Origin of the sequence: Vibrio sp. Isolate24, assembly GCF_022398215.1 — a bacterium.
In the GTDB taxonomy this organism is placed as follows: domain Bacteria; phylum Pseudomonadota; class Gammaproteobacteria; order Enterobacterales; family Vibrionaceae; genus Vibrio; species Vibrio coralliilyticus_A.
Window position 1 is genome coordinate 125,570 of sequence record NZ_JAKEUU010000003.1, and the last position, 24,698, is coordinate 150,267.

27 protein-coding genes are annotated in these 24,698 nt (G+C 40.7%); 5 read left to right on the plus strand and 22 right to left on the minus strand.

Annotation, left to right across the window (positions count from 1 at the left end; genetic code table 11):
• The first annotated feature begins 50 nt into the window (after positions 1–50).
• The gene (metF, locus tag L1D23_RS13315) at positions 51–941 is read left to right on the plus strand and encodes a methylenetetrahydrofolate reductase (protein ID WP_239837970.1); all 891 of its coding nucleotides are present in this window, start codon (positions 51–53) and stop codon (positions 939–941) included.
• Between the two features lie 74 nt (positions 942–1,015).
• Here the strand turns inward: metF and zapB are convergent, their stop codons facing one another.
• Positions 1,016–1,258, minus strand: coding sequence for a cell division protein ZapB (zapB, locus tag L1D23_RS13320; RefSeq protein ID WP_006963347.1), 243 nt, complete (start codon positions 1,256–1,258; stop codon positions 1,016–1,018).
• Between the two features lie 303 nt (positions 1,259–1,561).
• Here zapB and glpX point away from each other — a divergent pair, with 303 nt between their 5' ends.
• Complete coding sequence (gene glpX / locus L1D23_RS13325; RefSeq protein ID WP_239866984.1) at positions 1,562–2,569, plus strand: class II fructose-bisphosphatase; 1,008 nt, start codon at positions 1,562–1,564, stop codon at positions 2,567–2,569.
• Between the two features lie 105 nt (positions 2,570–2,674).
• On the opposite strand, the gene groL is transcribed toward glpX, so the two are convergent.
• The 5 genes from groL to L1D23_RS13350 form a co-directional block, all read right to left on the minus strand.
• On the minus strand, positions 2,675–4,321 hold the full coding sequence (groL, locus tag L1D23_RS13330) for a chaperonin GroEL (protein WP_239866987.1): 1,647 nt from the start codon (positions 4,319–4,321) through the stop codon (positions 2,675–2,677).
• 75 nt (positions 4,322–4,396) lie between these two features.
• On the minus strand, positions 4,397–4,687 hold the full coding sequence (locus tag L1D23_RS13335; protein ID WP_239837966.1) for a co-chaperone GroES: 291 nt from the start codon (positions 4,685–4,687) through the stop codon (positions 4,397–4,399).
• A gap of 203 nt (positions 4,688–4,890) precedes the next feature.
• Complete coding sequence (locus L1D23_RS13340; protein WP_239866990.1) at positions 4,891–5,226, minus strand: DUF3135 domain-containing protein; 336 nt, start codon at positions 5,224–5,226, stop codon at positions 4,891–4,893.
• A 104-nt stretch (positions 5,227–5,330) separates the two neighbouring features.
• Positions 5,331–5,954, minus strand: coding sequence for a metalloregulator ArsR/SmtB family transcription factor (locus L1D23_RS13345; protein WP_239866993.1), 624 nt, complete (start codon positions 5,952–5,954; stop codon positions 5,331–5,333).
• Positions 5,955–6,008: 54 nt separating this feature from the next.
• Entirely contained in the window at positions 6,009–6,452 is a 444-nt protein-coding gene (locus tag L1D23_RS13350; RefSeq protein ID WP_239866996.1) for a GNAT family N-acetyltransferase, read from the minus strand.
• 59 nt (positions 6,453–6,511) lie between these two features.
• Between L1D23_RS13350 and murB the strand changes: the two genes are divergently transcribed.
• From murB to pssA, 3 genes are all read left to right on the plus strand, one after another.
• Positions 6,512–7,558 carry a UDP-N-acetylmuramate dehydrogenase gene (murB, locus tag L1D23_RS13355; RefSeq protein ID WP_239868526.1) on the plus strand — a complete coding sequence of 349 codons (1,047 nt, stop codon included), beginning with the start codon at positions 6,512–6,514 and terminating at the stop codon, positions 7,556–7,558.
• Positions 7,555–8,517: a bifunctional biotin--[acetyl-CoA-carboxylase] ligase/biotin operon repressor BirA gene (gene birA / locus L1D23_RS13360; RefSeq protein WP_239866999.1), complete on the plus strand. Its 963-nt coding sequence runs from the start codon at positions 7,555–7,557 to the stop codon at positions 8,515–8,517. Before murB ends, birA begins: the two co-directional genes overlap by 4 nt.
• 109 nt (positions 8,518–8,626) lie before the next feature.
• Positions 8,627–9,967, plus strand: coding sequence for a CDP-diacylglycerol--serine O-phosphatidyltransferase (gene pssA / locus L1D23_RS13365; RefSeq protein ID WP_239867002.1), 1,341 nt, complete (start codon positions 8,627–8,629; stop codon positions 9,965–9,967).
• A 46-nt stretch (positions 9,968–10,013) separates the two neighbouring features.
• Here pssA and L1D23_RS13370 read toward each other — a convergent pair whose 3' ends face one another.
• The 16 genes from L1D23_RS13370 to L1D23_RS13445 all read right to left on the minus strand — a co-directional run bounded on the left by L1D23_RS13370 (position 10,014) and on the right by L1D23_RS13445 (position 24,645).
• A complete protein-coding gene (locus L1D23_RS13370; RefSeq protein WP_239867005.1) occupies positions 10,014–11,951 on the minus strand; it encodes a nucleoside-diphosphate sugar epimerase/dehydratase in 1,938 nt (645 codons plus the stop codon).
• A 15-nt stretch (positions 11,952–11,966) separates the two neighbouring features.
• Positions 11,967–13,118, minus strand: a complete 1,152-nt coding sequence (rffA, locus tag L1D23_RS13375; protein WP_239867008.1) for a dTDP-4-amino-4,6-dideoxygalactose transaminase — start codon at positions 13,116–13,118, stop codon at positions 11,967–11,969.
• Positions 13,111–13,923: a class I SAM-dependent methyltransferase gene (locus L1D23_RS13380; RefSeq protein ID WP_239867011.1), complete on the minus strand. Its 813-nt coding sequence runs from the start codon at positions 13,921–13,923 to the stop codon at positions 13,111–13,113. The genes rffA and L1D23_RS13380 overlap by 8 nt, the downstream gene beginning before the upstream one ends.
• A 42-nt stretch (positions 13,924–13,965) precedes the next feature.
• Positions 13,966–14,589, minus strand: coding sequence for a class I SAM-dependent methyltransferase (locus L1D23_RS13385; RefSeq protein WP_239867014.1), 624 nt, complete (start codon positions 14,587–14,589; stop codon positions 13,966–13,968).
• Position 14,590: 1 nt separating this feature from the next.
• Entirely contained in the window at positions 14,591–14,959 is a 369-nt protein-coding gene (locus L1D23_RS13390) for an EamA family transporter (protein WP_239867016.1), read from the minus strand.
• 38 nt (positions 14,960–14,997) lie between these two features.
• Positions 14,998–16,533, minus strand: coding sequence for an amino acid adenylation domain-containing protein (locus L1D23_RS13395; RefSeq protein WP_239867019.1), 1,536 nt, complete (start codon positions 16,531–16,533; stop codon positions 14,998–15,000).
• Positions 16,534–17,364 carry a formyltransferase family protein gene (locus L1D23_RS13400; RefSeq protein ID WP_239867021.1) on the minus strand — a complete coding sequence of 277 codons (831 nt, stop codon included), beginning with the start codon at positions 17,362–17,364 and terminating at the stop codon, positions 16,534–16,536. It abuts the gene before it with no gap.
• Positions 17,365–17,402: 38 nt separating this feature from the next.
• A complete protein-coding gene (locus L1D23_RS13405; RefSeq protein WP_239867023.1) occupies positions 17,403–18,143 on the minus strand; it encodes an SDR family oxidoreductase in 741 nt (246 codons plus the stop codon).
• Positions 18,133–18,372 carry an acyl carrier protein gene (locus tag L1D23_RS13410; protein ID WP_043009498.1) on the minus strand — a complete coding sequence of 80 codons (240 nt, stop codon included), beginning with the start codon at positions 18,370–18,372 and terminating at the stop codon, positions 18,133–18,135. The genes L1D23_RS13405 and L1D23_RS13410 overlap by 11 nt, the downstream gene beginning before the upstream one ends.
• A gap of 3 nt (positions 18,373–18,375) precedes the next feature.
• Complete coding sequence (locus L1D23_RS13415) at positions 18,376–19,050, minus strand: acetyltransferase (protein ID WP_239867026.1); 675 nt, start codon at positions 19,048–19,050, stop codon at positions 18,376–18,378.
• A 3-nt stretch (positions 19,051–19,053) separates the two neighbouring features.
• Positions 19,054–19,977: a hypothetical protein gene (locus L1D23_RS13420; RefSeq protein ID WP_239867029.1), complete on the minus strand. Its 924-nt coding sequence runs from the start codon at positions 19,975–19,977 to the stop codon at positions 19,054–19,056.
• A gap of 8 nt (positions 19,978–19,985) precedes the next feature.
• The gene (locus tag L1D23_RS13425) at positions 19,986–20,909 is read right to left on the minus strand and encodes a glycosyltransferase family 2 protein (protein ID WP_239867032.1); all 924 of its coding nucleotides are present in this window, start codon (positions 20,907–20,909) and stop codon (positions 19,986–19,988) included.
• Entirely contained in the window at positions 20,906–21,619 is a 714-nt protein-coding gene (locus tag L1D23_RS13430; protein WP_239867034.1) for a WbqC family protein, read from the minus strand. The genes L1D23_RS13425 and L1D23_RS13430 overlap by 4 nt, the downstream gene beginning before the upstream one ends.
• Positions 21,620–21,813: 194 nt before the next feature.
• Entirely contained in the window at positions 21,814–22,362 is a 549-nt protein-coding gene (locus tag L1D23_RS13435) for a sugar transferase (RefSeq protein ID WP_239867037.1), read from the minus strand.
• Positions 22,355–23,272 (minus strand): NAD-dependent epimerase/dehydratase family protein, encoded by a 918-nt coding sequence (locus tag L1D23_RS13440; protein WP_239867039.1) that lies wholly within the window; start codon positions 23,270–23,272, stop codon positions 22,355–22,357. The genes L1D23_RS13435 and L1D23_RS13440 overlap by 8 nt, the downstream gene beginning before the upstream one ends.
• 8 nt (positions 23,273–23,280) lie before the next feature.
• The gene (locus L1D23_RS13445) at positions 23,281–24,645 is read right to left on the minus strand and encodes a hypothetical protein (RefSeq protein ID WP_239867042.1); all 1,365 of its coding nucleotides are present in this window, start codon (positions 24,643–24,645) and stop codon (positions 23,281–23,283) included.
• Positions 24,646–24,698: the final 53 nt, after the last annotated feature.

Consider the following 24,698-nt stretch of genomic DNA (forward strand, 5'->3'; position numbering starts at 1 on the left):
TTGAGGAATTTGAGTTTTCGTGGTCTTGGTTACCACATGGAGAGAGTAAGATGGGATACACACACGCAGGCCATATTGATGCCTTAAATCAAAATATCGCCGAGCTTTCTGACAACATCAATGTGTCATTTGAGTTTTTTCCACCAAGCAGTGAAAAAATGGAAGAAACATTGTGGAACTCTGTCCATCGCCTCAAAACACTAAAACCTAAGTTCGTTTCTGTTACATACGGAGCCAACTCGGGTGAACGTGACCGCACTCACTCCATCATTAAAGAAATCAAGGCAGAAACCGGCCTAATCGCCGCTCCTCACCTAACGTGTATTGACGCGTCACGCGAAGAGTTAGTTCGCATTGCGGATGATTACTGGGCAAATGGTATTGAGAGCATTGTCGCCCTTCGTGGTGACATCCCACCGGGTGGCGGTAAGCCAGAAATGTACGCCTCCGATCTGGTAGAACTGCTGAAAGAGCGTCATGACTTTGATATTTCCGTCGCTGCTTTCCCAGAAGTGCATCCTGAAGCAAAAAGTGCTCAAGCCGATTTGCTCAACTTAAAACGCAAAGTGGACGCGGGAGCAAACCGTGCTATCACTCAGTTTTTCTTTGACGTCGAAAGCTACCTACGTTTTCGTGATCGCTGTGTTGCAGCGGGTATCGACGTTGAAATCGTACCAGGTATTTTGCCGGTTTCTAACTTTAAGCAAGCGTCACGCTTTGCCGCACAAAACAATGTCAAAGTACCAAGCTGGATGGCAAAACAGTTTGAAGGTCTGGATGATGATCCAACCACGCGTCAATTGGTTGGTGCAAGCCAAGCAATCGATATGATTCGAGTGCTGAGTCGTGAAGGTGTGAAAGACTTCCACTTCTACACACTAAACCGCGCAGAAATGACTTACGCGCTGTGCCATACGTTAGGCGTGCGCCCTCAGGTATAACCTGAACTCATTATTCCTCTAAAAACGTAAAAAGGGTTGGCCACAAGCCAACCCTTTTCTCATTAAGACAGGACTTATTCGACTTCGTCCATCTTACCGAGCAGATTACGGATACGCTCCTGCCATGCAGAGTGCTCTTGCTGCATTTGCTGTGCTTTCTGTTCAATCTCTTCACGGCTAGAGCGAAGCTCATTAGCTTCTACAGCTAGCTTTTCTTTTTCTTCTTTCAGCTCTTCCACTTCCATTTGTAGAAGTGCAATGGTGTCAACTGCAGTTTGGATTTTCGCTTCTAGTTTTTCTAGTACTTCAAAAGACATCTTAGCCTACCTTGTATTGTCCGGTTATTGTGAAGAGCTTTCTCCACCTAATACTCTCATTCTACTTAGGCAGAGAGTGATAAACACGCCCTATATTCTATATTTCGTATCATTCGGTCAAAAAAACAGCATACATTGACAATGTACTGACGGAGAAGTGTTGCGGGTAATTTTTTTGGCGATTTGCACCTCATTTTGATCGAGTTCAATCTCACTAGCCTAAAATAGCAAACGTTTACTTACGAATGTGCTAAAATCCTGCGCGCTTAATTCATTCCCCTATTCTCTAGATTTGGAGTCCTCATGAAACGCGATTTAGCAATGGCATTTTCCCGAGTAACTGAAGGCGCCGCACTGGCTGGTTATAAATGGCTAGGACGAGGTGACAAAAATGCGGCCGATGGTGCTGCCGTTGAAGTAATGCGAATCTTACTTAACAAAACAGAGATCAGTGGCGAAATCGTAATTGGTGAAGGCGAGATTGACGACGCCCCCATGCTATATATTGGAGAAAATGTTGGCCTAGGCGGTGATGACATCGATATCGCAGTTGACCCTATTGAGGGGACACGCATGACAGCTATGGGTCAATCAAATGCCCTAGCGGTCCTCGCCGCAGGTGAAAAAGGCAGTTTCCTTAAAGCACCAGACATGTATATGGAAAAGTTGGTTGTTGGGCCTGGTGCGAAGGGCTGCATCGATCTCAACAAACCACTGAAAGACAATCTAGAGAATATCGCCCAAGCACTAAATAAAACCCTAGATACTTTGGTCGTTATTACACTGGCTAAACCCCGCCATGATCAGGTGATTACGGAGATGCAGGCAATGGGAGTACGTGTCTTTGCTGTGCCCGATGGTGACGTAGCTGCTTCTATTTTAACCTGTATGCCTGACAGCGAAGTTGATGCTATGTACTGCATTGGCGGCGCACCTGAAGGGGTGGTGTCTGCTGCAGTCATCCGCGCTCTGGATGGTGACATGCACGGCCGTTTACTGCCTCGTCATGAAGTTAAAGGCGATACAGAAGAAAACCGAATTTATGGCACAGCAGAGCTAGCACGCTGTAAAGAAATGGGTGTAGAAGCCAATGTCGTACTCACCATGGAAAACATGGCGAAGAGTGATAATGTGGTCTTCTCAGCAACGGGGATTACTAAAGGTGATCTGCTGGATGGCATTACTCGCCAAGGTAACATTGCTACCACAGAAACACTGCTTATCCGAGGTCACTGCCGTACCATTCGCCGCATTAAATCCACCCATTATCTTGAGCGCAAAGATGCTGAAGTAAGAGAGATTATTCTCTAACCTCTAGCAGAGTTATTTGATAGTAAATAAACCTCTGCTGTATAAGTCAGATACGAAAACGGAGCCTAAAGGCTCCGTTTGAATTTGGCTAAAGTAGCAGTGGGATCACATCATACCGCCCATGCCACCCATACCGCCCATGCCACCCATATCAGGCATTGCAGGTGCATCTTTCTGAGGTAGGTCCGTAACCATCGCTTCTGTTGTGATCATTAGGCCAGCCACTGATGCCGCGAACTGAAGTGCAGAACGAGTGACTTTGGTTGGGTCTAGGATACCCATCTCAAGCATGTCGCCGTACTCACCCGTTGCCGCATTGTAACCGTAAGAGCCTTCACCACCTTTCACGTTGTTGGCAACCACTGATTCTTCATCGCCTGCGTTCATAGTGATTTGACGGATTGGCGCTTCCATTGCACGTAGAGCAACGCGGATACCAACGTTTTGCTCTTCGTTATCACCTTGAAGTTCAGTGATCTTAGAAGCTGCGCGGATTAGTGCTACACCACCGCCAGCTACTACGCCTTCTTCAACTGCAGCGCGCGTCGCGTGTAGAGCATCTTCTACGCGATCTTTCTTCTCTTTCATTTCAACTTCAGTAGCAGCGCCAACTTTGATAACTGCAACCCCACCAGCTAGCTTAGCAACACGCTCTTGCAGCTTCTCTTTGTCGTAGTCTGAAGTTGCTTCTTCGATTTGCTGACGGATTTGAGCAACACGGCCAGAGATCATTGCTTCTTCGCCAATGCCATCGATGATAGTTGTGTTTTCTTTAGTGATAGCAACACGTTTCGCTTGGCCTAGGTCTTCAAGAACCACTTTTTCTAGCTCTAGACCCACTTCTTCAGAAATGACCGTACCACCTGTTAGGATAGCGATGTCTTGAAGCATTGCTTTACGACGATCACCGAAGCCTGGCGCTTTAACTGCCGCCACTTTCACGATACCACGCATGTTGTTCACAACTAGCGTTGCTAGTGCTTCACCTTCTACATCTTCAGCGATAATAAGTAGAGGGCGAGACGCTTTTGCTACAGCTTCTAGAGTTGGAAGAAGCTCACGGATGTTTGAAACTTTCTTGTCGATCAGAAGAATGAATGGGTTTTCTAGATCAACAGAACCTGCCTCTTGGTTATTGATGAAGTAAGGTGATAGGTAACCGCGATCGAACTGCATACCTTCCACTACGTCTAGCTCGTCTTGTAGGGCCTGACCTTCTTCAACCGTGATCACGCCATCACGACCCACTTTTTCCATCGCTTCAGCAATGATGTTACCAACGCTTGAATCTGAGTTCGCAGAGATAGTACCTACCTGAGCAATCGCTTTAGTATCGGCACATTCAACAGACAGTGCTTTTAGCTCTTCAACCGCAGCGATGACAGCTTTGTCGATACCGCGCTTAAGATCCATTGGGTTCATGCCCGCAGCAACCGCTTTTAGGCCTTCGTTAACAATAGCCTGAGCAAGTACTGTTGCCGTTGTTGTACCATCACCTGCAGCGTCATTTGCTTGCGAAGCGACTTCTTTAACCATTTGCGCGCCCATATTTTGGAACTTGTCTTCAAGTTCGATTTCACGCGCAACAGATACACCATCTTTAGTAATCGTTGGTGCACCGAAAGATTTGTCTAGAACTACGTTACGGCCTTTAGGACCAAGTGTTACTTTTACTGCGTCCGCTAGAACATTGACACCTTCTAGCATTTTAATACGTGCGTCATTACCAAATTTAACGTCTTTAGCAGCCATCTTTAGTTTCCTTTTCTAAATTCTTCGTTTTGATTTGTCTTTGAACCTGAGCAAAAAATTACTCAATGATTGCTATTACTCAACGATAGCCATAATGTCGTTTTCAGACATCACTAGCACTTCTTTACCGTCGATTTTTTCCGTTTTAGTACCGTAACCTTCAGCGAAGATAACAGTGTCGCCAACTTTAACGTCCAGCGGCATAACAGAGCCATTTTCTAGGATGCGGCCTTTACCCACAGCCAGAACTACGCCGCGAGTTGATTTCTCTGCAGCAGAACCAGTTAGAACGATACCACCAGCAGACTTAGATTCAACTTCTTGGCGTTCTACGATAACTCGGTCGTGTAATGGACGAATGTTCATCGGTCGTCTCTCCTGATTAGTTTCCATATTGTTTGATAATTGCATTGCACTAAAGCACAAGGCTTCAAAGTCTTGTGCTACCTATATGAGGGGCAAAATCAGGAAACCCAAGGGCTAGGGAGAGATTTTTGTGATCTAGTTCAGAGAAGATAAATGAAGTAAGCCTCTAGTTGGAGAAACACTAAATCAAGAAAACCTTTTAATTAACGCCAATCATCCAAAGGAACAACCTGTGCACTGTACTTAGGGGCGATTTCACTAACATCCCCATCAAGAACATCTTGAAATTTTACCATTTGGGAAACAAGCTCGCGCATGAGCAAAACGTTGGCGTGATTCGCGTTTTTGCAGTGCCCAACCACCCTGTCTATATGACTTTGCTGGGCCCATAATCTCCCTTGCATCTCCTCAGAAGCAGAATTGATCATCTCCTTACACATATTCTTTTTAAAGCGATTAAACTCTTCTGGGTTATTTTGTGCTAGAGCCATGAGCTCATCAAAAGATGGTAAAGTTTGATTGATTAGTGCCGCACTCATGATCCCCCCATATAGTGATAGTTTTATCATCACCATAAAAAGAGTTTAGATTAACGACAGAAAAAGGGAAATGTACAGTTCCACATTCTCATAAGTGAGAACATCTATTGCTCAATAGGGGTAATGTCATAGCAACAACGACGTTGTCCTTGGATGATGTGCTCAGTCCGAGTAACCACACACAAGTCTCCAAGAAGCTTCTGGAACACATTCAGTTCAGACTGACACAAAGAAGGACAATGCACCGCCGCATTACAAATAGGACAGTGGTTTTCGATCAATAGATAGCGATTATTACACTCTTCAAGCTCCGCCATATAGCCTTCTTGCTGTCTCAATTCTACCAGTTTAATCAAACGCTGTTCCAATCCAGACAATTCACTAAGTTGCATTTGATAGCTGAGAAAGGTGCTCCGCTCTCGTTCCTCTGCAACTTTTTTGAGCCCATCCGCACCAAATAGATGCTCTACCGCATCAATCACTTGGATGGTCAGCTCTCCATGACGATCCGCAAACTGCTTATGGCCCAAGCCCGTCAGTAACCAATGGCGTGTGGGACGCCCAATCTTTGCCTTGCGATCTTCATATGATAGCAACCCATCCTTCTCAAGCTTTTGTAGGTGCTGCCTGACTCCCATAGTGGTCATACCAAGTTCTTGCGCAAGCTCCTTAACCGTAACGGCACCGCGAGTTTTGATGACTTGTAAAATTTTCTCCGTGCTTTTCATATCACTTCCTTTCATCACAATAATCATTATTGCGCACGGGTTTAATAACGCAACTCATTGATATACTAATACATCACCGGGCAAGAATTGCATTGGAACTAATTTCTTATTTCGGTTGTAACGATGAAACCGCTCTTTTAGTTGACCGGGCAAGCCTGAAGGTTCTATTGTTGCAAACCCATGCTGAGCGTAGAAATTTTCTAGGTGTTCGTAAGCAAAACAGTAGTCCCTACCAGCAAGGATATTAGCAGAGCAATATTGCATCAATTGATGACCTAAACCGAGTTGACGTTTATCAGGCACAACCAACATACCCGTAAGTAATCTGATATTTTCTATCGTTTTCAAGCGCACAACCGACACAATTTGATCATCGAGATACCCTACTAATGTCAGCTCATCCTTTTTAGCCTTACCGGATGGGTAAAACTGCTTATACAAACGCGTGACTAAAGGCAATTTTAGCGGATCAATCTGTTCTATCTGCATGGCGTTCATTATCACCCAACCTTTATTTGAGGTAGAATGTGCGCAGTTTAGATTACTCAATAAATCCGATGCAAATATTAGCTAACGCAGATCTTAGTCGCTTCCATACTTTCTCCATTTCTCAAACCTGCTCTTACCTAGTTGAAGTGACAAACGTTGAAGAGATTCAACAAGCCTATCAAAAACGAGAATGGTTGGATCTTCCAAAGCTCATTTTGGGTAAAGGCAGCAATGTTTTATTTACTCAACCCTATCAAGGCGTTGTAGTCGTGAATAATTTACTCGGTAAGTCAATCACTGAAAGCGACACTCATTGGCACCTGCACATTGCAGGCGGTGAAGATTGGCCTAGCTTAGTCAAATGGAGCGTTGAGCAAGGTTATTATGGATTGGAAAACCTCGCCCTTATTCCTGGTTGTGCTGGCAGCGCCCCAATTCAAAATATTGGCGCTTACGGCGTTGAACTGAAAGATGTTTGCGAGTACGTCGACGTACTTTGTTTGGAAACCTTCCATACAAAGCGATTGAGTACTGAAGAGTGTCGATTTGGCTATCGAGACTCCATTTTTAAACATACGCTGTTTCAGAAAGTCATGGTTGTAGCGATTGGCTTAAAGCTCCCCAAGCAGTGGTCAGCAAATATCGAATATGGCCCACTTCAATCTCTGCAAAGCGAACCCCTCAACGCACAACTAGTGTTTGAACGAGTTTGCCAAATCCGAACGGAAAAGCTGCCTGACCCTACCAAGCTAGGCAATGCAGGGAGCTTCTTTAAGAACCCAGTGATATCAAACCAGCAGTTCGAAAATTTGAGTAAACAGTTCCCCAATATTGCCGCGTACCCAACACAAGGTGGCGTAAAAGTAGCCGCTGGCTGGCTAATAGATCAATGCCAATTGAAAGGCCATCAAATCGGCGGGGCTCAAGTTCACCCTAAGCAAGCCTTGGTGTTGGTGAATAAAGACAACGCAACAGCAAAGGACGTTGTCAAATTAGCTGCCACAGTGCGACAAACTGTGTTTGAAAAGTACCAGATAACCCTAGAACACGAGGTAAGATTTATCGGCTCTCAGGCAGAAACCAATCTTGAGGAGATATTGGAGAATCAGCAATGAAAGAACATTCCGTAAAGCTCTCTATTTTGAAGGCTTTATCTCAAGGAGGCTTTCACTCGGGAGAGGAGCTTGGAGAAAAGTTTGGTGTCTCTCGAGCAGCGATAAGTAAACACATCAAAGGTATCCAAGCTTGGGGCGTTGATGTATTTCGCGTGCAGGGAAAAGGCTACCAACTCGCTAAGTCTATCCAGCTACTCGATCAGGAAATACTCCAAAATAGCCTAGCTAACCACGTAGATCTAATCCCCATAATCGACTCAACCAACCAATATCTACTCGATAGAATCGATAGCTTAGAGTCAGGGTCAGTTTGCCTTGCAGAGTATCAAGCCAAAGGGAGAGGCCGCCGAGGACGAGAATGGGTATCTCCTTTTGGGTCAAACCTATACCTATCGATGTTTTGGCGTTTAGATGCAGGTATAGCAGCCGCGATGGGGCTAAGCCTTGTGGTTGGCGTGGCAATTGTCGAAGCTCTCGAAGAAATGGGACTGACAGGTGTTAAGTTAAAATGGCCGAATGACCTCTATTATCAAGATAAGAAGCTCGCAGGCATTCTGGTAGAAATGTCAGGTCAGGCTGGTGCAGCGGCCAACCTTGTAATAGGTATGGGGCTCAACTTGATGATGTCAGAGTCAACGGAAGGTATTAACCAACCTTGGTCTAGTCTCTCTGAGGTGGCAAACAATCAGGATATTGATAGAAACCAGCTCGCGATTTCCATGATAACTACACTGCATAAAGCGTTGACTGATTATGAACTGTATGGAATGGTCGGGTTTGTGGAAAGATGGAACCGACTGGATAACTTCATCAACCGTCCAGTTAAACTGCTCATGGGACCGAGAGAGATCACTGGGCTCGCTAGAGGTATTAACGAACAAGGCGCGGTACTTTTAGAAACGGGAAATGGTTTAGAAACCTATATTGGTGGTGAGATCAGTCTTCGCTCAAATAAGTAAGTCACAAGCTTTACCACTGCGATTGTCGAAGCAAGATCTGGCCGCTAGGAACTGCTAGCACATTTTGCTAATATCCATGTCCACGTTAAGTAAAGGTAACCCATCCAACATGATGACTAATAGGAATTTATTCGAACAACTTCCTACTTTGGCGCAAGATCCCGCTCAGTTTGAAACCCTTTATGCGGCTAAAGATTTTCGGATTCGCTTAATTGAAGCGATTCGTCAGGCAAGTAAACGAATCTACCTGGTTGCTCTTTACTTAGAAGATGATGAAGCGGGAAGAGAAGTCTTAACCGAACTCTATGAAGCCAAGCAGCGTAACCCTGGCCTAGAAGTGAACGTCTGTGTTGACTGGCACCGTGCTCAACGTGGTTTGATTGGTGCCGAGCCGGGGGAAACCAATGCCTCCATGTATAAAAACTTTGCAGATAGGTACGAGCATAAAATTCCAATCTATGGCGTACCTGTCCGAGGACGTGAAGTATTTGGCGTCTTGCACTTAAAAGGCTTCATTATAGATGACTCAGTCATCTACAGTGGCGCGAGTCTTAACAACATCTATCTTAATTATAAAGAACGCTATCGTTTCGATCGCTATCACGTTATGAACAATAAAGCACTTGCAGACAGCATGAGCAGTTTTGTGCAAAAAGAGATGATCGAACATCCGGCAGTGAATGATTTAGCTTGTCCGAGTAAACCTGATACCAAAGAGATAAAAGTACAGATTCGCCAGCTACGTGCCTCTCTCGCGAAGTCCACCTATCAATTTGAGCCCCAGACTGTCTCTCAAGAACAAGTCGCGATCACGCCAATCGTTGGGGTTGGGAAAAAGCGTAATAAACTTAATCAAGGCATCAATCAATTACTAGCAAAAGCGAAAGATGAAATTTTCATCTGCACGCCCTATTTTAACTTCCCACGCAGTGTTGCCAAAGAAGTCAGAAAAGCCCTAAAACGTGGGGTAAAGGTGACTATCGTCGTAGGTGATAAAACAGCCAATGATTTTTATATCTCGCCTGAGGAAGAATTTAAAACGATTGGTGGCTTACCTTACCTTTATGAGCGTAACTTGCGCCAATTTGCTAAATCCAATGAAGCCAATATCGCAAGTCGTAAACTGTCTATCCATTTATGGAAGCACGAAGAGAATAGCTTCCACTTAAAAGGCATTTGGGTAGATAAGCGCTACATGCTAATTACTGGTAACAACCTAAACCCAAGAGCCTGGAGTCTAGATCTAGAAAACGCGATCTTTATTCAAGACCACTTCCACCACCTCACTCCTCAATTTGAGAAAGAAGTGGAGAATATTCTTCAGCATACTCAGCTAATTTGTACTTATAGACAGTTAGAAAAAGCGGAAGATTACCCCGAGGCGGTGCAAAAGCTAATACGCAAGATAACTCGCGTGAAAGCAGATCGAGTGTTGAAGCAAATTTTGTAGGTAGAGGAAAAATGAAAGGCTCCGATTGAACTGGAGCTCTTTACACTTAATGAATAGTATCTATAGACTCGTCTTGGATATCATGAAGTCTTTGCCAAACTAAATCGCCAATACCATCTGTTGGATTAAAGTCAGTCGGAGCTTCGAGCAATAACTCTCTAATCTTATCATGTTCAAAGTTATGGCAAGCTTTATCTAGCCTATTAGCCAACTCAACATATTTTTCTAAAGGTAGAAAACGTTCACTCGCTGTCATAATTCTTGGATGAGCAGTTTCACCAACATTATCTCCGATAAGCAACTCTTCAAATAGCTTTTCTCCTGGACGCAAACCAGAGAACTCTATGGAAATGTCACCGTATGGATTATTGTCATCTTTCAATTCCAATCCTGATAACTGTATCAAATTAATAGCTAGGTCTGTAATTTTGACCGGTTCGCCCATATCGAGCACAAATACATCACCACCTTTGCCCATTGCCCCAGCCTGAATTACGAGCTGTGCAGCCTCAGGGATAGTCATGAAGTAACGAATGATGTCTGGGTGTGTAACTGTAATTGGACCACCACTCGCGATCTGCTTTTTAAACAGTGGAATAACCGAGCCAGAGGAGCCTAATACGTTACCAAACCGAACCATACAAAAACGAGTTCCATTGTCTTTGGCATTTTCCTGTTCAGCTAAAGCCTGTAAGCCTAATTCAGCCATACGTTTGCTCGCTCCCATAACATTGGTTGGCCGAACTGCTTTATCAGTAGAAATTAAAACAAATGACTCGACCTTAGCTTCAATTGCCGCTTTCGCTGTGTAGTAAGTACCGAAAACGTTATTTCTCACTCCTTCGACAACATTATACTCAACCAAAGGTACATGTTTATAAGCTGCAGCATGATAAACCGTTTGAACGCCAAAACTCTTCATGGTAGTGGCAAGTCGATTGATACGTTGCACAGAACCAAGTAGCGGAACAATCTCCACATTAAAGCCCTCAGCTTCAATCAAGTTCGATAATTCTCGATCGATTTGATACAAACCGAATTCAGACAACTCAAACAAGACCAAAGCCTTCGGTTTTTGTCTAACAATTTGACGACAAAGCTCTGAACCAATCGAGCCTCCAGCACCAGTTACCATGACCACTTTGCTTTTAATGTTTGCTTCCATTAAAGCTTGCTGAGGTTCGACAGAATCTCGCCCTAATAAATCCTCAATAGCAACATCTTTTAGTTCATCGATTTTTGCCTTGCCATCAACGATGTCTTTCATATCAGGGACAGTGAGAACTTCTGCAGAAAGGTGAACAAGTGAGTCAAGGATTTCCTTACGACGAGCTCTAGATGCACTAGGAACAGCTAGTAAAATCTGACTCACGGAGTGTTTTTCTATAAGCTTTTCCGCACGACCTATCCCTTTAACCTTAAGTCCCATTATAATCGTGTTGTATAAAGTTTTATCTTCATCGATAAAGCCGACAACTTTATGTGTCTCAGAAGAACGTAAAGCCAGTGCCAATTGCCTACCTGCGGCTCCTGCACCATATATCAAAACCTTTTTCATACCCTTCCCGTTAGCTTGGGCAACTAAGACTCGAACAATTAAACGAGAACCACCACATAACAAGCACAAAAAAGCACCATAAATAATTGGTACTGATCGTGGTACTGATGCATCTAAGTAGAAAGCTAATACTGCTACTGATGCAGCCGAAATAATTGTACCAAGACTAACTACGGCTAGTGCGTGAAACGTCAAGTAACGCAAGACAGCTCGATAAAGGCCCAATTTAGTAAACGCAAAAATAGTAACAAGAAGAGTGCCAAACACTACATATTTCGTTAAGACATCATCCAGAGGCTTAATATGTCCAATTCGCGTCCAATAAGCAGCATAAAATGACGCTACAATAAAAAAAACGTCTATAGAAACACTAATTAAGCGCTTGTGTACCCTTGGGAGTGACCAAATCAGATTCAACTTTTTCATAAACGCTTATCCAACTTATACTGAACGACTAGTCTTTTTGATAAAGAAAGCAAAGATTTCTTCAACAATCGTACTTATCTCGTCAGAAGTGATTCCATAATAGAGAGGTAGTCGTAAAAGATAGCCACTATGTAAAGTAGTAAAACTATCCGTTCCGTGAAATCTGCTAGTCTTGCTCCCATACTCAGATGAATGCAACGGGACATAGTGCGTTACCGTCTGAACGCCTTTTCCTTCCAGATAAGATATTAATTGAGAGCGCACAACCGAGTTTTTCAGCTTCACATAAAACATATGCGCATTATGTTCACAATCCTTCGGGATAGTTGGTAGATCAATAAAATCTTGTTCAGCTAAAGGCTTTAGTAGTGAGTTATAAACATTCCAAGCGGAAAGACGTTTGAGATTAATAGGTTCCGCAGCATTTAACTGAGCATATAAATATGCAGCCTGCAATTCACTCGGCAAATGACTACCGCCAATATCAACCCATGTATACTTATCAACTTTGCCTTCGATAAACTGAGTACGATTGGTTCCTTTCTCTCTAATATGTTCAGCCCTATCTAAAAATTGAACATCGTTGACAATCAATAATCCGCCTTCACCACCTGAAGTGTAGTTCTTGGTTGCATGGAAACTATAAGTTCCCAAATGCCCAATAGTACCCAATGCCTTTCCTTTATACTTGGCCATCATCCCTTGAGCGGCATCTTCAATGACGTAGAGTTCATGCCGATTAGCAATGTCCATAATAACATCCATATCACACGCGACCCCTGCATAATGCACTGGTACGATTGCCTTGGTACGAGAAGTTATAGCCGGTTCTATTAACGTCTCATCAATATTCATAGTATCTGGGCGTACATCCACAAATACTATTTTTGCACCTCTCAGGACAAATGCATTGGCAGTAGAGACAAATGTATAACTAGGCATGATGACTTCATCACCGGGCTGAATATTCACCAATATTGCCGCCATCTCAAGCGCAGAAGTACAACTCGGTGTAAGGAGTGCTTTATAACAGCCTAACTGTGATTCAAACCAATTATGACAGAGCTCAGAGTAATAACCATCGCCAGATAAGTGGCCTTTGGCAATAGCATCATAGATATTTTTGCTTTCACTGCCTACAACAGTTGGCTGGGAAAACTTAATCATTTTTTTTTCCAATCACAAATAAACTACCACCAAAACAGTTTGGTAGCATACCACTTAGTTTATCTTCTAGTTTACATATAAACTTAAGTCCAAAGTTAATATATTTATTGATTGCAATTTCATTGCTATATTCACTTTCCTTCACATCGCTGCCATCATCAGGATTAAGGAGCCTTCTCAGGTAGAGCAAGGGGACAATTAATACAAAAAAGTATCTGACTGAAACGACTTCGAAGCCATTACTTTCCAGTTCGTTCTCAATCATCTCCCTGTTGTATCTCTTTTTGTGTCCTGCCACACTATCTTCTCTAGACCAAAGCCAGTTATGCGCTGGTAGAGTCATCACGACTAGACCGTTGTTTCTCAACATCTTTCTCACATTTTTGAGGGCGGCATTGGGGTCTGCAATATGTTCTAGTACATCAAACATACAAACAACATCGAACTCGCTCGTGAAAGGGGATTTCAGTAAGTCAAACTGATAACAATCATTAATTCCGTACGATTTAGCATACTTTAGACCTGAGAAGTACATCTCTCCGACACAGAGATTATGATAGCCTTTAGACCTTAAAAATCGGGACACATTACCAGTCCCGGCACCAATTTCTATAATCCGTGCATTCTTGCTAATCGAATTGTTAATATTATCAAATATGTATTTTTTTCTGTGCAGGAACCAAAAGTGTTTGTTCTCAGAGTTGTAAAGGCTGGTCAACCCCAATGGGTTGTAGTCATCATGCTTATCAGAGGAATCACTATGGTATACTCTAATCCCATCTATTTCTTGGTATTGATTTTCCACAATATTGCCCTTTAGTTTACCGTCCCTTAAATAACTTAAAAATCAATTTTGCACAACTAATATACAGTAAGTATAAGGTATCCAACGTTTATGCTTAATCTCTGTCGAAACCTTGTCAAAATCACCTAAAAAAAGATCTCTATAGCCAGCTTCGGTTCGCACATTTTGACCACGATCTTTATCTATCAGATATTTGGCAAGTTTATTCTGCCCTTCCACATAACAACCGTCTAAGGCAATAAACCTTCCTCCAGGTTTTAACGCCTTTTTTACAACTTTAATCAGAGCTTCCACATCATCGTCATCCAAGTGATGTAATACACCTAATGCTAGAATTGTATCAAATCTCTCCTGTTCTTGAACGACATCTTCTGAAACATAAGCGCATTTAAACGTGCCTCGATTTCCATGCTTTTTTTTAGCAAGCTCAATGTACTCATTTGAAGGGTCAAAACCAACATATTCAACACTGTACTCAGTCATAAAATCTAATATATTAGCTGTCCCACAACCGATATCTAAAATCCTATTATTGTTATTTGAATTTATAATGTATTTTTCGACCATCCATCGACTAAAATCTTTTGACCCTAGAATGAACTGTAGAGCATTATATACTTTAGGGTGAGACAAAACTTTTCTGATCCCTGTAGTCACTTGGGCCATGTCATTCTCCTTTATAAATTACAATTAAGCCTAGGCATATTAAAGCCGTACCCAAAATACGATAAATATCAATAGGTTCATTGAAGACAACAAAGCCGACCCACATCATAATAATGATATTTAAACTCATGAAAGGATATGCAAAACCGATGTCAAATTTTGACATAACCATCATCCAAGATATACCTGCAAAAAAAGTAGCAACTATACTTGAAATAACCCAAGGATTAAGTAATACCCAGAACATATGAACAACTTTACCAAAAGTATCACTTGGCATATTTATTAAAAGTTGAGATTTCCATTTGATAACCGTCTGGCTATACACAGAAAATGCTAGTGTGGAGAAAATAAAAAAATACTGCTGCATACTAAGAACTTTAACCAAGATGACTCTAGAAACATACCTTACAAGGTAGATAAGGTTTTTTTATCTACTTTCCCATTAGCATTTTTAGGAAGCGTATCTAAAACAACCACTTTACTTGGAATCATATAATGAGGAATTATACTGGATAGTGAGTCAATAACCATACTATCTGTTATGTTTGAATTCGATGAAATATAGGCTTCTATTTTTCCATAAGCACTATTAACCCTATTATAAATTACAGCTGCTTGGTTGACATGCTCAACCTTCAGTAAAGCGTGCTCTATTTCTTCGAGTTCAATCCGATAACCCATATGTTTTATTTGGTTATCTTTACGCCCTAAAAAGTATAAATAACCTTGGCTTTCTCGCACCAAGTCACCTGTTTTATACATGCGTTTCATATAGCAATCTGATTGCGTTAACGTAACAAAAGCCCTATCAGTTCTTTCTTGATCGTTAAAATAACCAGCTGCCACATTCGGCCCGATCAGACATAGCTCCCCTGAGTCAGAGTGACGGCCATTATCATCAAGTATCATATAATCGAAATTCTGATTAAGCTGGCCTAGTGTCGGCAGTCCATCCAAATTGTCAAAGTCTGAATCAGTTAACCTATAAGCGCTGCATATACAAGTGCACTCTGTAGGCCCATAGACATTCACGATATCTGCGCTGCTAGAAAAAATGTCATACAACTTTTTCAGCTCTATTTTCGGGTAACCTTCTCCGCCAAAAGAAAAGCTTCGTATATTGGATAGCTTACCTTTAGAAATTACTTTCATAGCTATTAAATATATCAACAATGAAGGTACGCTAAACCAAATCGAACATTTAAGCTCTTCAACGACTGTTACCAAGCGAACTGGATCTTCCAGGACATCTTTAGTAATCGGGGCAAGACTGGCACCTGAAAACAAAGCGGTATAAAAGTCAAATACCGAGTTATCAAAATACATCGGACTCAAGTTGGCAAAAATATCCTTAGAAGTGACTGAGAAAGTGCTTCTCCCCCACTCAATAAAATGAAGGATATTTTGATGGGTAACGGCTACACCTTTTGGGGTCCCTGTGGATCCAGAAGTAAACATAACATAAGCAATTGAAGAACCGTCTACCCTCTCCATACTCTTTTCAATTAAAGCGCGTTGTTCAATACCTATTGCAACGTTATCTATTGAGCTTATAAGACTAAATATACATCGAGATTGCTGAGCAAGGTTTGAAAGGGATTCACTAAGTATTGACTGATCACCAAATAGGTATTTAGCTCCACATGTTTCAAGTATTTTTCTATTTCGCTCAGCAGGAGAATCTACATCAATGTTGACATACGCAATACCTAACAACAAACAAGCACACATCATTGCATATGAGTCAAACTGTTTTGTGTGCGCTATAGCAACCACATCTCCTTTGACACAGCCTTTTGACAAAATATGACAAGCGAGCACTTGAGCACGTTCGGATAATTCAGAATATGAGAAGCTTTCATTCACTAAAACAATAGCAGGACTATCCGAAAATTTTGATGCTACGTCCCTGAAGTACATACTTAGATTATAATAATACATCTAGACTCCAAATAATTTCTGGTTAACGAGTAATGGAATATTGTCCTTTTGAGTAACTTCTTCAAATCTAATTACTTCTCCATGCCTATTAAAAACAATTGAGTTTTCATAACTTAGAGCGACGGTATTTTCCTCAAATTTCATAACATGCCGAGTTAAATATGGATTACATACTTTAGACGCACGAAATACTTTATATTCGACGTTTTCACTCTTGAACGAACAGCCAATACTCTTATTATTAAATGCTTTAACTTTTTGCAGCATAAAATCGTTAGTATCTGATTGAGACAGATTCTGATGTTCTGCTTTTCGATTAAAGTACAGGGACTCAGGTGTACTAACCTGTGCCCCTTTTGCTTTGAAGCCTAACCTGCATGCCTCATGAAAGACTTCTATCTCTGCCAAAAAACTTAACTGATATAAAGTCGTTACATCGAGATCTTCGGTATAGGGTATCTTGGTCTGGGATATAATATCTCCGGTATCAATCCCTGAGTCCATAATATGGCAAGTAGCACCAGCATCACGACGTAAAAGGACTGCCCCAATCACTGGATCACACCCCTTCAAGTCGGGTAGGTAAGAAGGGTGGATATTGACATACTTAGCCAAAGGTAGTTTTTCAACCGGCAATATGAATGGGCAACCATTTGATATGAGTAAATCAAAACTAATCAGTGACAAATGTTTAAGAAGCTCACTCTTAGAAGCGACTGTCTGAAATGGAACATTTTCAAACATACCAGAATTAAAGTCGCGTTCTAAATGCGTTCCTTTAACAACAAATACTGTTAAGTTCCAATTTTTCTTGATGAGTTCCTCGAGCACAAACCTTCTATTGCCAACAAATACACAGTCCCTCATACCTAAAACGTCAGACCTCCATTAACATCTAAGGTAGCACCATTGATGAAGTCATTATCAATAAGTGAAACCACAGCTTTGCTAATCTCAGATGCTTTCCCTAACCTTCTCAATGGAGTATTAGAAACTATATGATCAATATGCTGGCTTGATAAAGCATGGCCTGTTGATTCTGTCTCTATAAAGCCGGGAGCAATACCATTTACACGAATACCCATCTTACCTAGCTCCTTAGACCAGGTTACCGTTAGTGCATTTACCGCAGCCTTAGCCGCTGAGTAACTCGTCTGACCTTCATTTCCTCGACTAGATATAGAACTAATATTAACTACACAGCCTTTAACACGATTGCGCAGCATGTGCTCTACTGTCGCTGAAGTAACCAAGAATACTGAATCAAGATTAACAACAAGGTTATTTTGGAATCTCTGGTAACTTAGCATCAGTTCATCTGGGTTCATTAAATTGACAAAAGGAGCACTGTCTATCGTGCCCGCGCAATTAATGAGAATATCTATGGGGCCTTCACTGCTAAAAATAGAAGAAATTGACGCTTTTACCTGTTCTGGTTCGGTAACATCAAATGCATATTTCGCAAATTTTGCAGGCATTCGCTCTAAAGACGATTCATGCAAGTCAGCGATGACAACTTTTGCCCCAAGGTCTGACAGATACTCAGCAATATTAGAGCCAAGCCCGCCACATCCTCCAGTTACTAGGGCAACTGCCCCTTTAACTTTCAAGCTCTACTCCTTTGTCTCTTAGTACACCCATTATGGCCTCTACACTTGTCATAGACACTATATCCATCAACTCCAAGGTAATGCTGTACTCTCGCTCCAAAGTAGTCACAAGATCCATCTGTTTAAGCGAGTCCCAACTCTGTAAATCAGCTTTTGTTAAACTTGCGCTAATTTCCGAAGCTTGAACACCAAAAACACTGCTCAGTATTGTACTTAACTTCACGTCCACTTTTTACACTCCAAAAAACTTTATATAATCTTCAGCTGAATAACGGAATTGCTCACCAGAACGCGACAAATGGACTGTGTTAGGCTTTGTACACTTTGAAATCAAAGCATTTGCCCCCACAATATTTAACTCAGAAACTTCGACCTCGTTTACGATTGTCGAATTTACGCCTATGAATGCATTGTCGCGCACTTTTGCACTACCAGAAACCACACACCCAGATGCAAGCCAACAATTGTCACCGACGCTAGCATGGTGTGCAACTGTAGTATTGCACCATATCATACTATTTGAACCTACAGAGCAATAAGGCTCAAGAACAGCTCCAGGTAAAACAATACTACCTTCACCAATTAACTTTGATGTATGAATCTTGGCATCCTGATGCAGATAGGTCTCAACGTTGTATCCTAGAGATTTAATTTTATTACACATCGTTTGACGAGAACGATTGAGATCGTGGTAACCCATTGCAATGATAACCATCACTTCTTCTGAATCAAAATTGTGTTTTATTTGGCTCAACGGAACGCATGGAACATCAATAAATTTATCTGCCTTGATGAAGGCATCATCTGCGACCACGCCAACTACCAGATATCGCTCATCCTTGTTAAGATAAGCATGTAATATTTCAGCTGTGATACCATTCCCAGCAAGGACAATCTTCTTGCTCATTAATCAACCTTCCCGCAACACTGCTATACCAAACCCTGAACGCCCATAACCGTTGCCGTTATATAGCATATATGTATAACCCTTATGTTGAAAGACGCATGGGTAGCATATCATCTCAGAGTCCCATCCTTCTTTAGAGACATCAATTCCCGATAACTCGTCTTTCCTTTCCCAGTTAACACCATCTTGAGAGTCTGCATATCCAATACGATAAGTATCGACTTCCGGCTGGGCACGATATGAATACCACATACGATACTTGCCCTCTGGTGTTATAATCACCGCGGGCCGAGATATTGCGTACTCGAACTCATTCTTAAAATCAATACAAGTAACCCCTCGAGGCTCCCAGTATATGCCATCAACTGATGTTTTATACTTGATATTATAATAATGTTTATACCCTGCTCCTTCCTTTTCCCAATATTCACAAGAGACATACCACATTTTCCAACCCTCATCTGTTTTGAGCACACATGGGGATGCGGCGAAGCACGGATCATCAATGCCTCGATCCAAAACTGGTCCAGTAAACTTGTCAAAGGATTTTCCGGAGTCTTTAGAGATTGCTAGGCCTGTTGCTGCATCGAATATAATCTTATTTTTAACGCTAAATCCGATTGTATACAAATAAAGCGAATCGTCTTCTACCACCAAAGATGATGGTATGATGCCGTTATCATCATAAAAGCCGACATTACCTATATCTAATAAGGGGGCTGTTTCAATAGATCTAGGTTGTGTCGGTTCTGTGAGATCTATCTCAAGAGAAAATACTCTCCCGCGCCCTTCACCATCATAAGATGCAAAAAATATCCTGTATAAATCATCTCCAATATGAAGTGGCACTGGTGTCCGACCTCCACTAACCATATATTCGCTGTGATTATTTGCGCAAAAAACCAAGCCTAATTTATCCCAGTACATACCAATTCCTATTTATTAAAATGTATCTTTTTAACTATGGTCAAAGGTCTTCTTTTAATTTCATTAAATACCTTACTAATATACATACCAATAATACCCATAAAAGAAAATGTTAATCCGCCCAGTAACCAAATAGATAATACAATTGAAGTCCAACCGTCTAGTGATTGCTGATAAAACAACTTCATTACTAAAAGATATCCGCTAATACCAATTGAAGTTAAGAATATCAACATTCCAAAATAAAATATAAATTCAAGAGGCAGCGAACTAAAAGATATTAAGTTATCGAATAATAATCTGATTTTTTTTGTGGTACTATACGTAGTAGGGCTAGTGGAATGTTTTTTTACAATATAGCTACTTTGAGAAAAACCAGTTAGCTCACATAGACATGAAAATACAACTTCCCTTTCTTCGAATAACAGTAGAGAGCGGACATAGTCCTTAGTCATTAATCTAGCTGTTGTTATATTATGAGGATGCTCGATATTAGCAAATAAATTAAACAGCTTATAAAATAATTTTCCGGTAATTCTCTCTCTTAAGTTACCTTTTCGACTTTCTTGAACACCATACACAACATCAAAATTATTAATTTCCAATTCTTTACTAAAATCTAGCAACCATTCTGGTTCTTCTTCTAAATCACTATCAATTAAGAAGATGTGCTCACCATCCGCATAAGATAAACCTGTCAGCATCGCCTTATGGTGACCGAAGTTTCTCGATAATTCGACCACACTCAAATTTGGATAAATATTTTGCTGGGATAAAGCGATTGATAACGAAGAGTCTGGTGAACCATCATCCACGAGAATAATCTCAAACTCGTCGCCAACCAACTGTTGAGCTACAAGAGCTGCACGTTGACAGAATTCCTCTATGTAGGATTCAGACTTATACAATGTTGCTACTATTGAAAGCTTCACTTACTGACATCCTCATCTAACACATACTTCATATAAGAACGACTTTCTTTACCCTTATTGAACAAAAGGTCGATAATTGAGACATAATGTTCGAATTCGCCCCATAACTGTTCGTACTCTTCGTATCCACTGTAATCGAACCAAGTAACTTTTATACCAGCACTCCTAAAAATGTCTTCGTCCAAGTACTCTTTAGCGGCAGGGCCTGAAACATACTCTGTTGCGCCAGCCTGCAAACAAATATTCAGCAATTTCTCAGATCTCCCTTGTACCAACTCATAATCCGAGGAATTCGTCACCTTAGTATTAATTGAAAGGTACCTACAAATCTCTTCAATAAACCTACGATTACAGCTTGAAACCGTCTTAAATTCACAATCAAGGTACAAAGGCTCCAGCAATGCAGATATCTCGGCAAAGTAAGGCGATTTCTTATAATTTTGAACAATAGTTCCCCAATGCTTCCTTACCCAGGCTTGACCATCAATTTCTGTGTCCTTTATCTTTTGGAAATACTTTCCTTTAACTTGTACAGGAATAGTTAACCAATGAGTGCCATTTGAGGTTTTAATCTTATTTCTATTTCTCCAATCGCGTTTGGTATACTGCATATCATCATATAATACAAACTCATCCACGTAAGATATCATGTCAAAATATCCCTTCCATGGGATATAGTTTGATTGGGATATGGCAATTTTCTTACTCACTAAACAGCTCCTAAATCTTGATTATTGGTACACTACTTAAGCTAAAAAAGACAACTTACCTTAAAATACATATAGCACGCCAGATGACCATATTTAACTTTTTGCAATCAGAAAAGACAGCATCAGAAAGACGAGAAAGACGAGAAATACTATCAATTGTTATAAAAGCAAAAGAAAGTCTATCCATAATTATGTTACCTAATCGCATCTCCAGAACCCGATCCAAGTACGGTCATTGCGATAAGCTTAAAGTAGTTAAGTATGCTAATGTTCTTTATCATCACGCTATCTGTTTCAGCCAGTAGCTTAGGAGTAGACATGTCAATATTATTTACTTGAGAGAGCCCCGTAATACCAGGTACGACATCATAAACTTTATATTGTTCTCGAACAGCAATTAACTCACCTTGGTTAAATAAGTTGGGACGAGGGCCAACTAAGCTCATCTCTCCTTTCATCACATTGATTAATTGCGGCAACTCATCAAGCTTGGTCTTGCGTAGAAACTCTCCAAACTTTGTAATTGAATTTCGATCGGCCATATGGCTGGCGACAGACTTAGTATCAACATTCATTGTTCGAAACTTGACGAGTCGAAAAGGCTTTTTATTCTTTCCCACTCTCGTTTGTATAAATAGTGGCGATCCAGTATCGAAGTAACCGAGAACCAAAACCAAGAAAAACACCGGGGATAGAAGGATAATACCAATAACCGAAAATAATAAATCTAGTAGTCTAATCATTTTTTTCATCTCTGTAAGCTTTAACTGTCATTTCAACTGCTCTATCAAATGTTGTGCCAGGTACCCAGTTGAAGAACTCCATCGTCTCTGTACAATCTGAAACTGATGAATTCAAAAAATACTTTAGTTTCACTCCTAAAATAGGGACAAAGCTTAAAAACACAAGTAGACGATATGGCGCATTGAAGTTACCCCCCTTCTTATTTAAATGCTTACATAAGGTATTAACTAACATCTTCGTAGAAATATCGTAATTATCAGTAACATTAAAAATAGCTTGACTTGCCTTGTTACAAAGAATCACCTTACTTACTAGTTCAGATAAGTTGTATAGTGAGAGATAGCTTTTCTTTGGCCTTTCAAGGTTGCCAAATGGAAGAGGGCATCCCTTATCAATAAGAGAAATTAAGTTTCTAAAATTAGCTTTAACATATGGTCCATATACAGTAGGCAACCGTAATATGACAGTATCCATATTTACTTGTTGAAGGCTTATTTCAGCCTTCTTTTTGAAAAAAGCGTATGTTTCACGATTGTCGTTAACAGAAAAAGAGTCCAAATCCGAATTATCAAAACGGACAGCATTCACAGAGCTTAAGAATATAAATTTCCTAACTCCAGATTCTTGTGCTTGACGGGCAAAGTTAAGAGTACTTTGGTAGTTAACGCTATCATGTAAGGTTGACACATGTTGACTAGGAGCCCTATGACACACGGCTGCACAGTGAACAATTACGTCAATTGTCTTAAGTCTATCTCCGAAATCAGTTTCAGGTGTCATATTTTCGCAACTATCAAAATTTGAATTCCGATCCCAAGTAACAACATCAAAGTCGGTAGAGAGCGAATTTGAAAGGAAAGATCCAATGAACCCCCCTGAACCAGTAATTAAAACCTTAGTTCGTCTCATACAGCCACCTACCTATAAAACACGAAATGGTCACCGATAAACTTGATGTCCGACGAAGATTCGTTTATTTTCTTCAACACTTCTTCGTAAGTCATCAACTCAAGCCAATATTTATGAGAATATTCATCTCTGATACAAATTGGATGATAACCAAACTCTTTTGTAAACACCTTGTAGCCACGATACCTTACACACGCCTCACTATAAATCATAGATAGAGATTCTAGGTTGTACTCTCCTCTAGGTGCTCGCTTGTGGTATAGAAGTTCTTCGTCTGATAGTGACTTTATTTGAACAGTTGACTTTGTTTTTATAAACATATAGTCAAGAATAGAATGTCGCTCCAAGAAAACAAAAGAGTATACTCCTCCTAACAAAATAGGAGACAAAGAAAGCAAGATATATTTTTTATTATCGTAAAAACCCAAAGAACCACAAACATATACAAGCGAAAGAAATACGTATATTACTTCTAATGACACCACATAGTTCATGGGAATTGATTCCATTAGAGTAAATAAGTAAATTGCCCCCCCCCCAGAAAAGAGCGTTGACAATAAGAGCTTTTCTTTAAGATCACCAGCGCGGATAATACTCAGTGACATCAAAGCAGAGAACATTAAAAATGTTATAACCCTTACATACTCCGAAAAATATAGTCCTTTGGCATTAAACACATAATCGTACTTACCAAGTCCGAGTGAAAAAACTTTAGAATAGAGATCTGCTTTAAACTCTCGTGTACTTTCGTAGCTAGTTAGAGCTTTGATAAAAACTGAGTAATCATGAACATGAAAATGCATGAAAGAAACAAAGATTAAAACAGATATTGAAACATAAAGTATATCTATATACCTGAAATCATCTTTATGCCATAATTTTATACATGATGCCAATGCAATAAAAGCTGCAGGCAGAGTATATCGCAATGACGTGAATGCTGCAGCCATTGCAAGAAATAATGAGACATAAAATATAATCTTGCCAAAACGATCTGAATTCAAGATTAAATACGAGAAAGAAGCAATAAGAAATAAGTTAGCAATAGACTCAGGTCTTAACTCAAAACCTCTCATAGCTGCTACGTAAATTATAGCAAGCGCAGACAAAAGAAAGGCGCTAGAGCGTTTTATATTAGAGAAAGATCTATAAACATATATATACGTTAGTACTATCGACGCTATAAAAAACAGCCCAACAAGAGCTCTGGAATATATAAACACATCCATATCACCATCAAAAAAACCTACAAACCTTGAAAATATAAAAGGAAAAAGACCTGGTAAATAAGCACTAATAATTGTGTCATCAAAGTATGTTACAGACCAAGCTTTATACATAAAAAAGCTCTCATCAGTCTGGTAAACCTTCATGAAGTTTCCTAAGACGAGAGTTATCATCAATAATACCAGTCCAACTACAATAT

Bases quoted from the DNA above. Each gene is read 5' to 3' on its own strand.
- metF (WP_239837970.1), top strand. From the start codon at position 51: ATGGGATACACACACGCAGGCCATATTGATGCCTTAAATCAAAATATC.
- zapB (WP_006963347.1), bottom strand. From the start codon at position 1,258: ATGTCTTTTGAAGTACTAGAAAAACTAGAAGCGAAAATCCAAACTGCA.
- glpX (WP_239866984.1), top strand. From the start codon at position 1,562: ATGAAACGCGATTTAGCAATGGCATTTTCCCGAGTAACTGAAGGCGCC.
- groL (WP_239866987.1), bottom strand. From the start codon at position 4,321: ATGGCTGCTAAAGACGTTAAATTTGGTAATGACGCACGTATTAAAATG.
- L1D23_RS13335 (WP_239837966.1), bottom strand. From the start codon at position 4,687: ATGAACATTCGTCCATTACACGACCGAGTTATCGTAGAACGCCAAGAA.
- L1D23_RS13340 (WP_239866990.1), bottom strand. From the start codon at position 5,226: ATGAGTGCGGCACTAATCAATCAAACTTTACCATCTTTTGATGAGCTC.
- L1D23_RS13345 (WP_239866993.1), bottom strand. From the start codon at position 5,954: ATGAAAAGCACGGAGAAAATTTTACAAGTCATCAAAACTCGCGGTGCC.
- L1D23_RS13350 (WP_239866996.1), bottom strand. From the start codon at position 6,452: ATGAACGCCATGCAGATAGAACAGATTGATCCGCTAAAATTGCCTTTA.
- murB (WP_239868526.1), top strand. From the start codon at position 6,512: ATGCAAATATTAGCTAACGCAGATCTTAGTCGCTTCCATACTTTCTCC.
- birA (WP_239866999.1), top strand. From the start codon at position 7,555: ATGAAAGAACATTCCGTAAAGCTCTCTATTTTGAAGGCTTTATCTCAA.
- pssA (WP_239867002.1), top strand. From the start codon at position 8,627: ATGATGACTAATAGGAATTTATTCGAACAACTTCCTACTTTGGCGCAA.
- L1D23_RS13370 (WP_239867005.1), bottom strand. From the start codon at position 11,951: ATGAAAAAGTTGAATCTGATTTGGTCACTCCCAAGGGTACACAAGCGC.
- rffA (WP_239867008.1), bottom strand. From the start codon at position 13,118: ATGATTAAGTTTTCCCAGCCAACTGTTGTAGGCAGTGAAAGCAAAAAT.
- L1D23_RS13385 (WP_239867014.1), bottom strand. From the start codon at position 14,589: ATGGCCCAAGTGACTACAGGGATCAGAAAAGTTTTGTCTCACCCTAAA.
- L1D23_RS13390 (WP_239867016.1), bottom strand. From the start codon at position 14,959: ATGCAGCAGTATTTTTTTATTTTCTCCACACTAGCATTTTCTGTGTAT.
- L1D23_RS13395 (WP_239867019.1), bottom strand. From the start codon at position 16,533: ATGTATTATTATAATCTAAGTATGTACTTCAGGGACGTAGCATCAAAA.
- L1D23_RS13415 (WP_239867026.1), bottom strand. From the start codon at position 19,050: ATGAGCAAGAAGATTGTCCTTGCTGGGAATGGTATCACAGCTGAAATA.
- L1D23_RS13420 (WP_239867029.1), bottom strand. From the start codon at position 19,977: ATGTACTGGGATAAATTAGGCTTGGTTTTTTGCGCAAATAATCACAGC.
- L1D23_RS13435 (WP_239867037.1), bottom strand. From the start codon at position 22,362: ATGATTAGACTACTAGATTTATTATTTTCGGTTATTGGTATTATCCTT.
- L1D23_RS13440 (WP_239867039.1), bottom strand. From the start codon at position 23,272: ATGAGACGAACTAAGGTTTTAATTACTGGTTCAGGGGGGTTCATTGGA.
- L1D23_RS13445 (WP_239867042.1), bottom strand. From the start codon at position 24,645: ATGAAGGTTTACCAGACTGATGAGAGCTTTTTTATGTATAAAGCTTGG.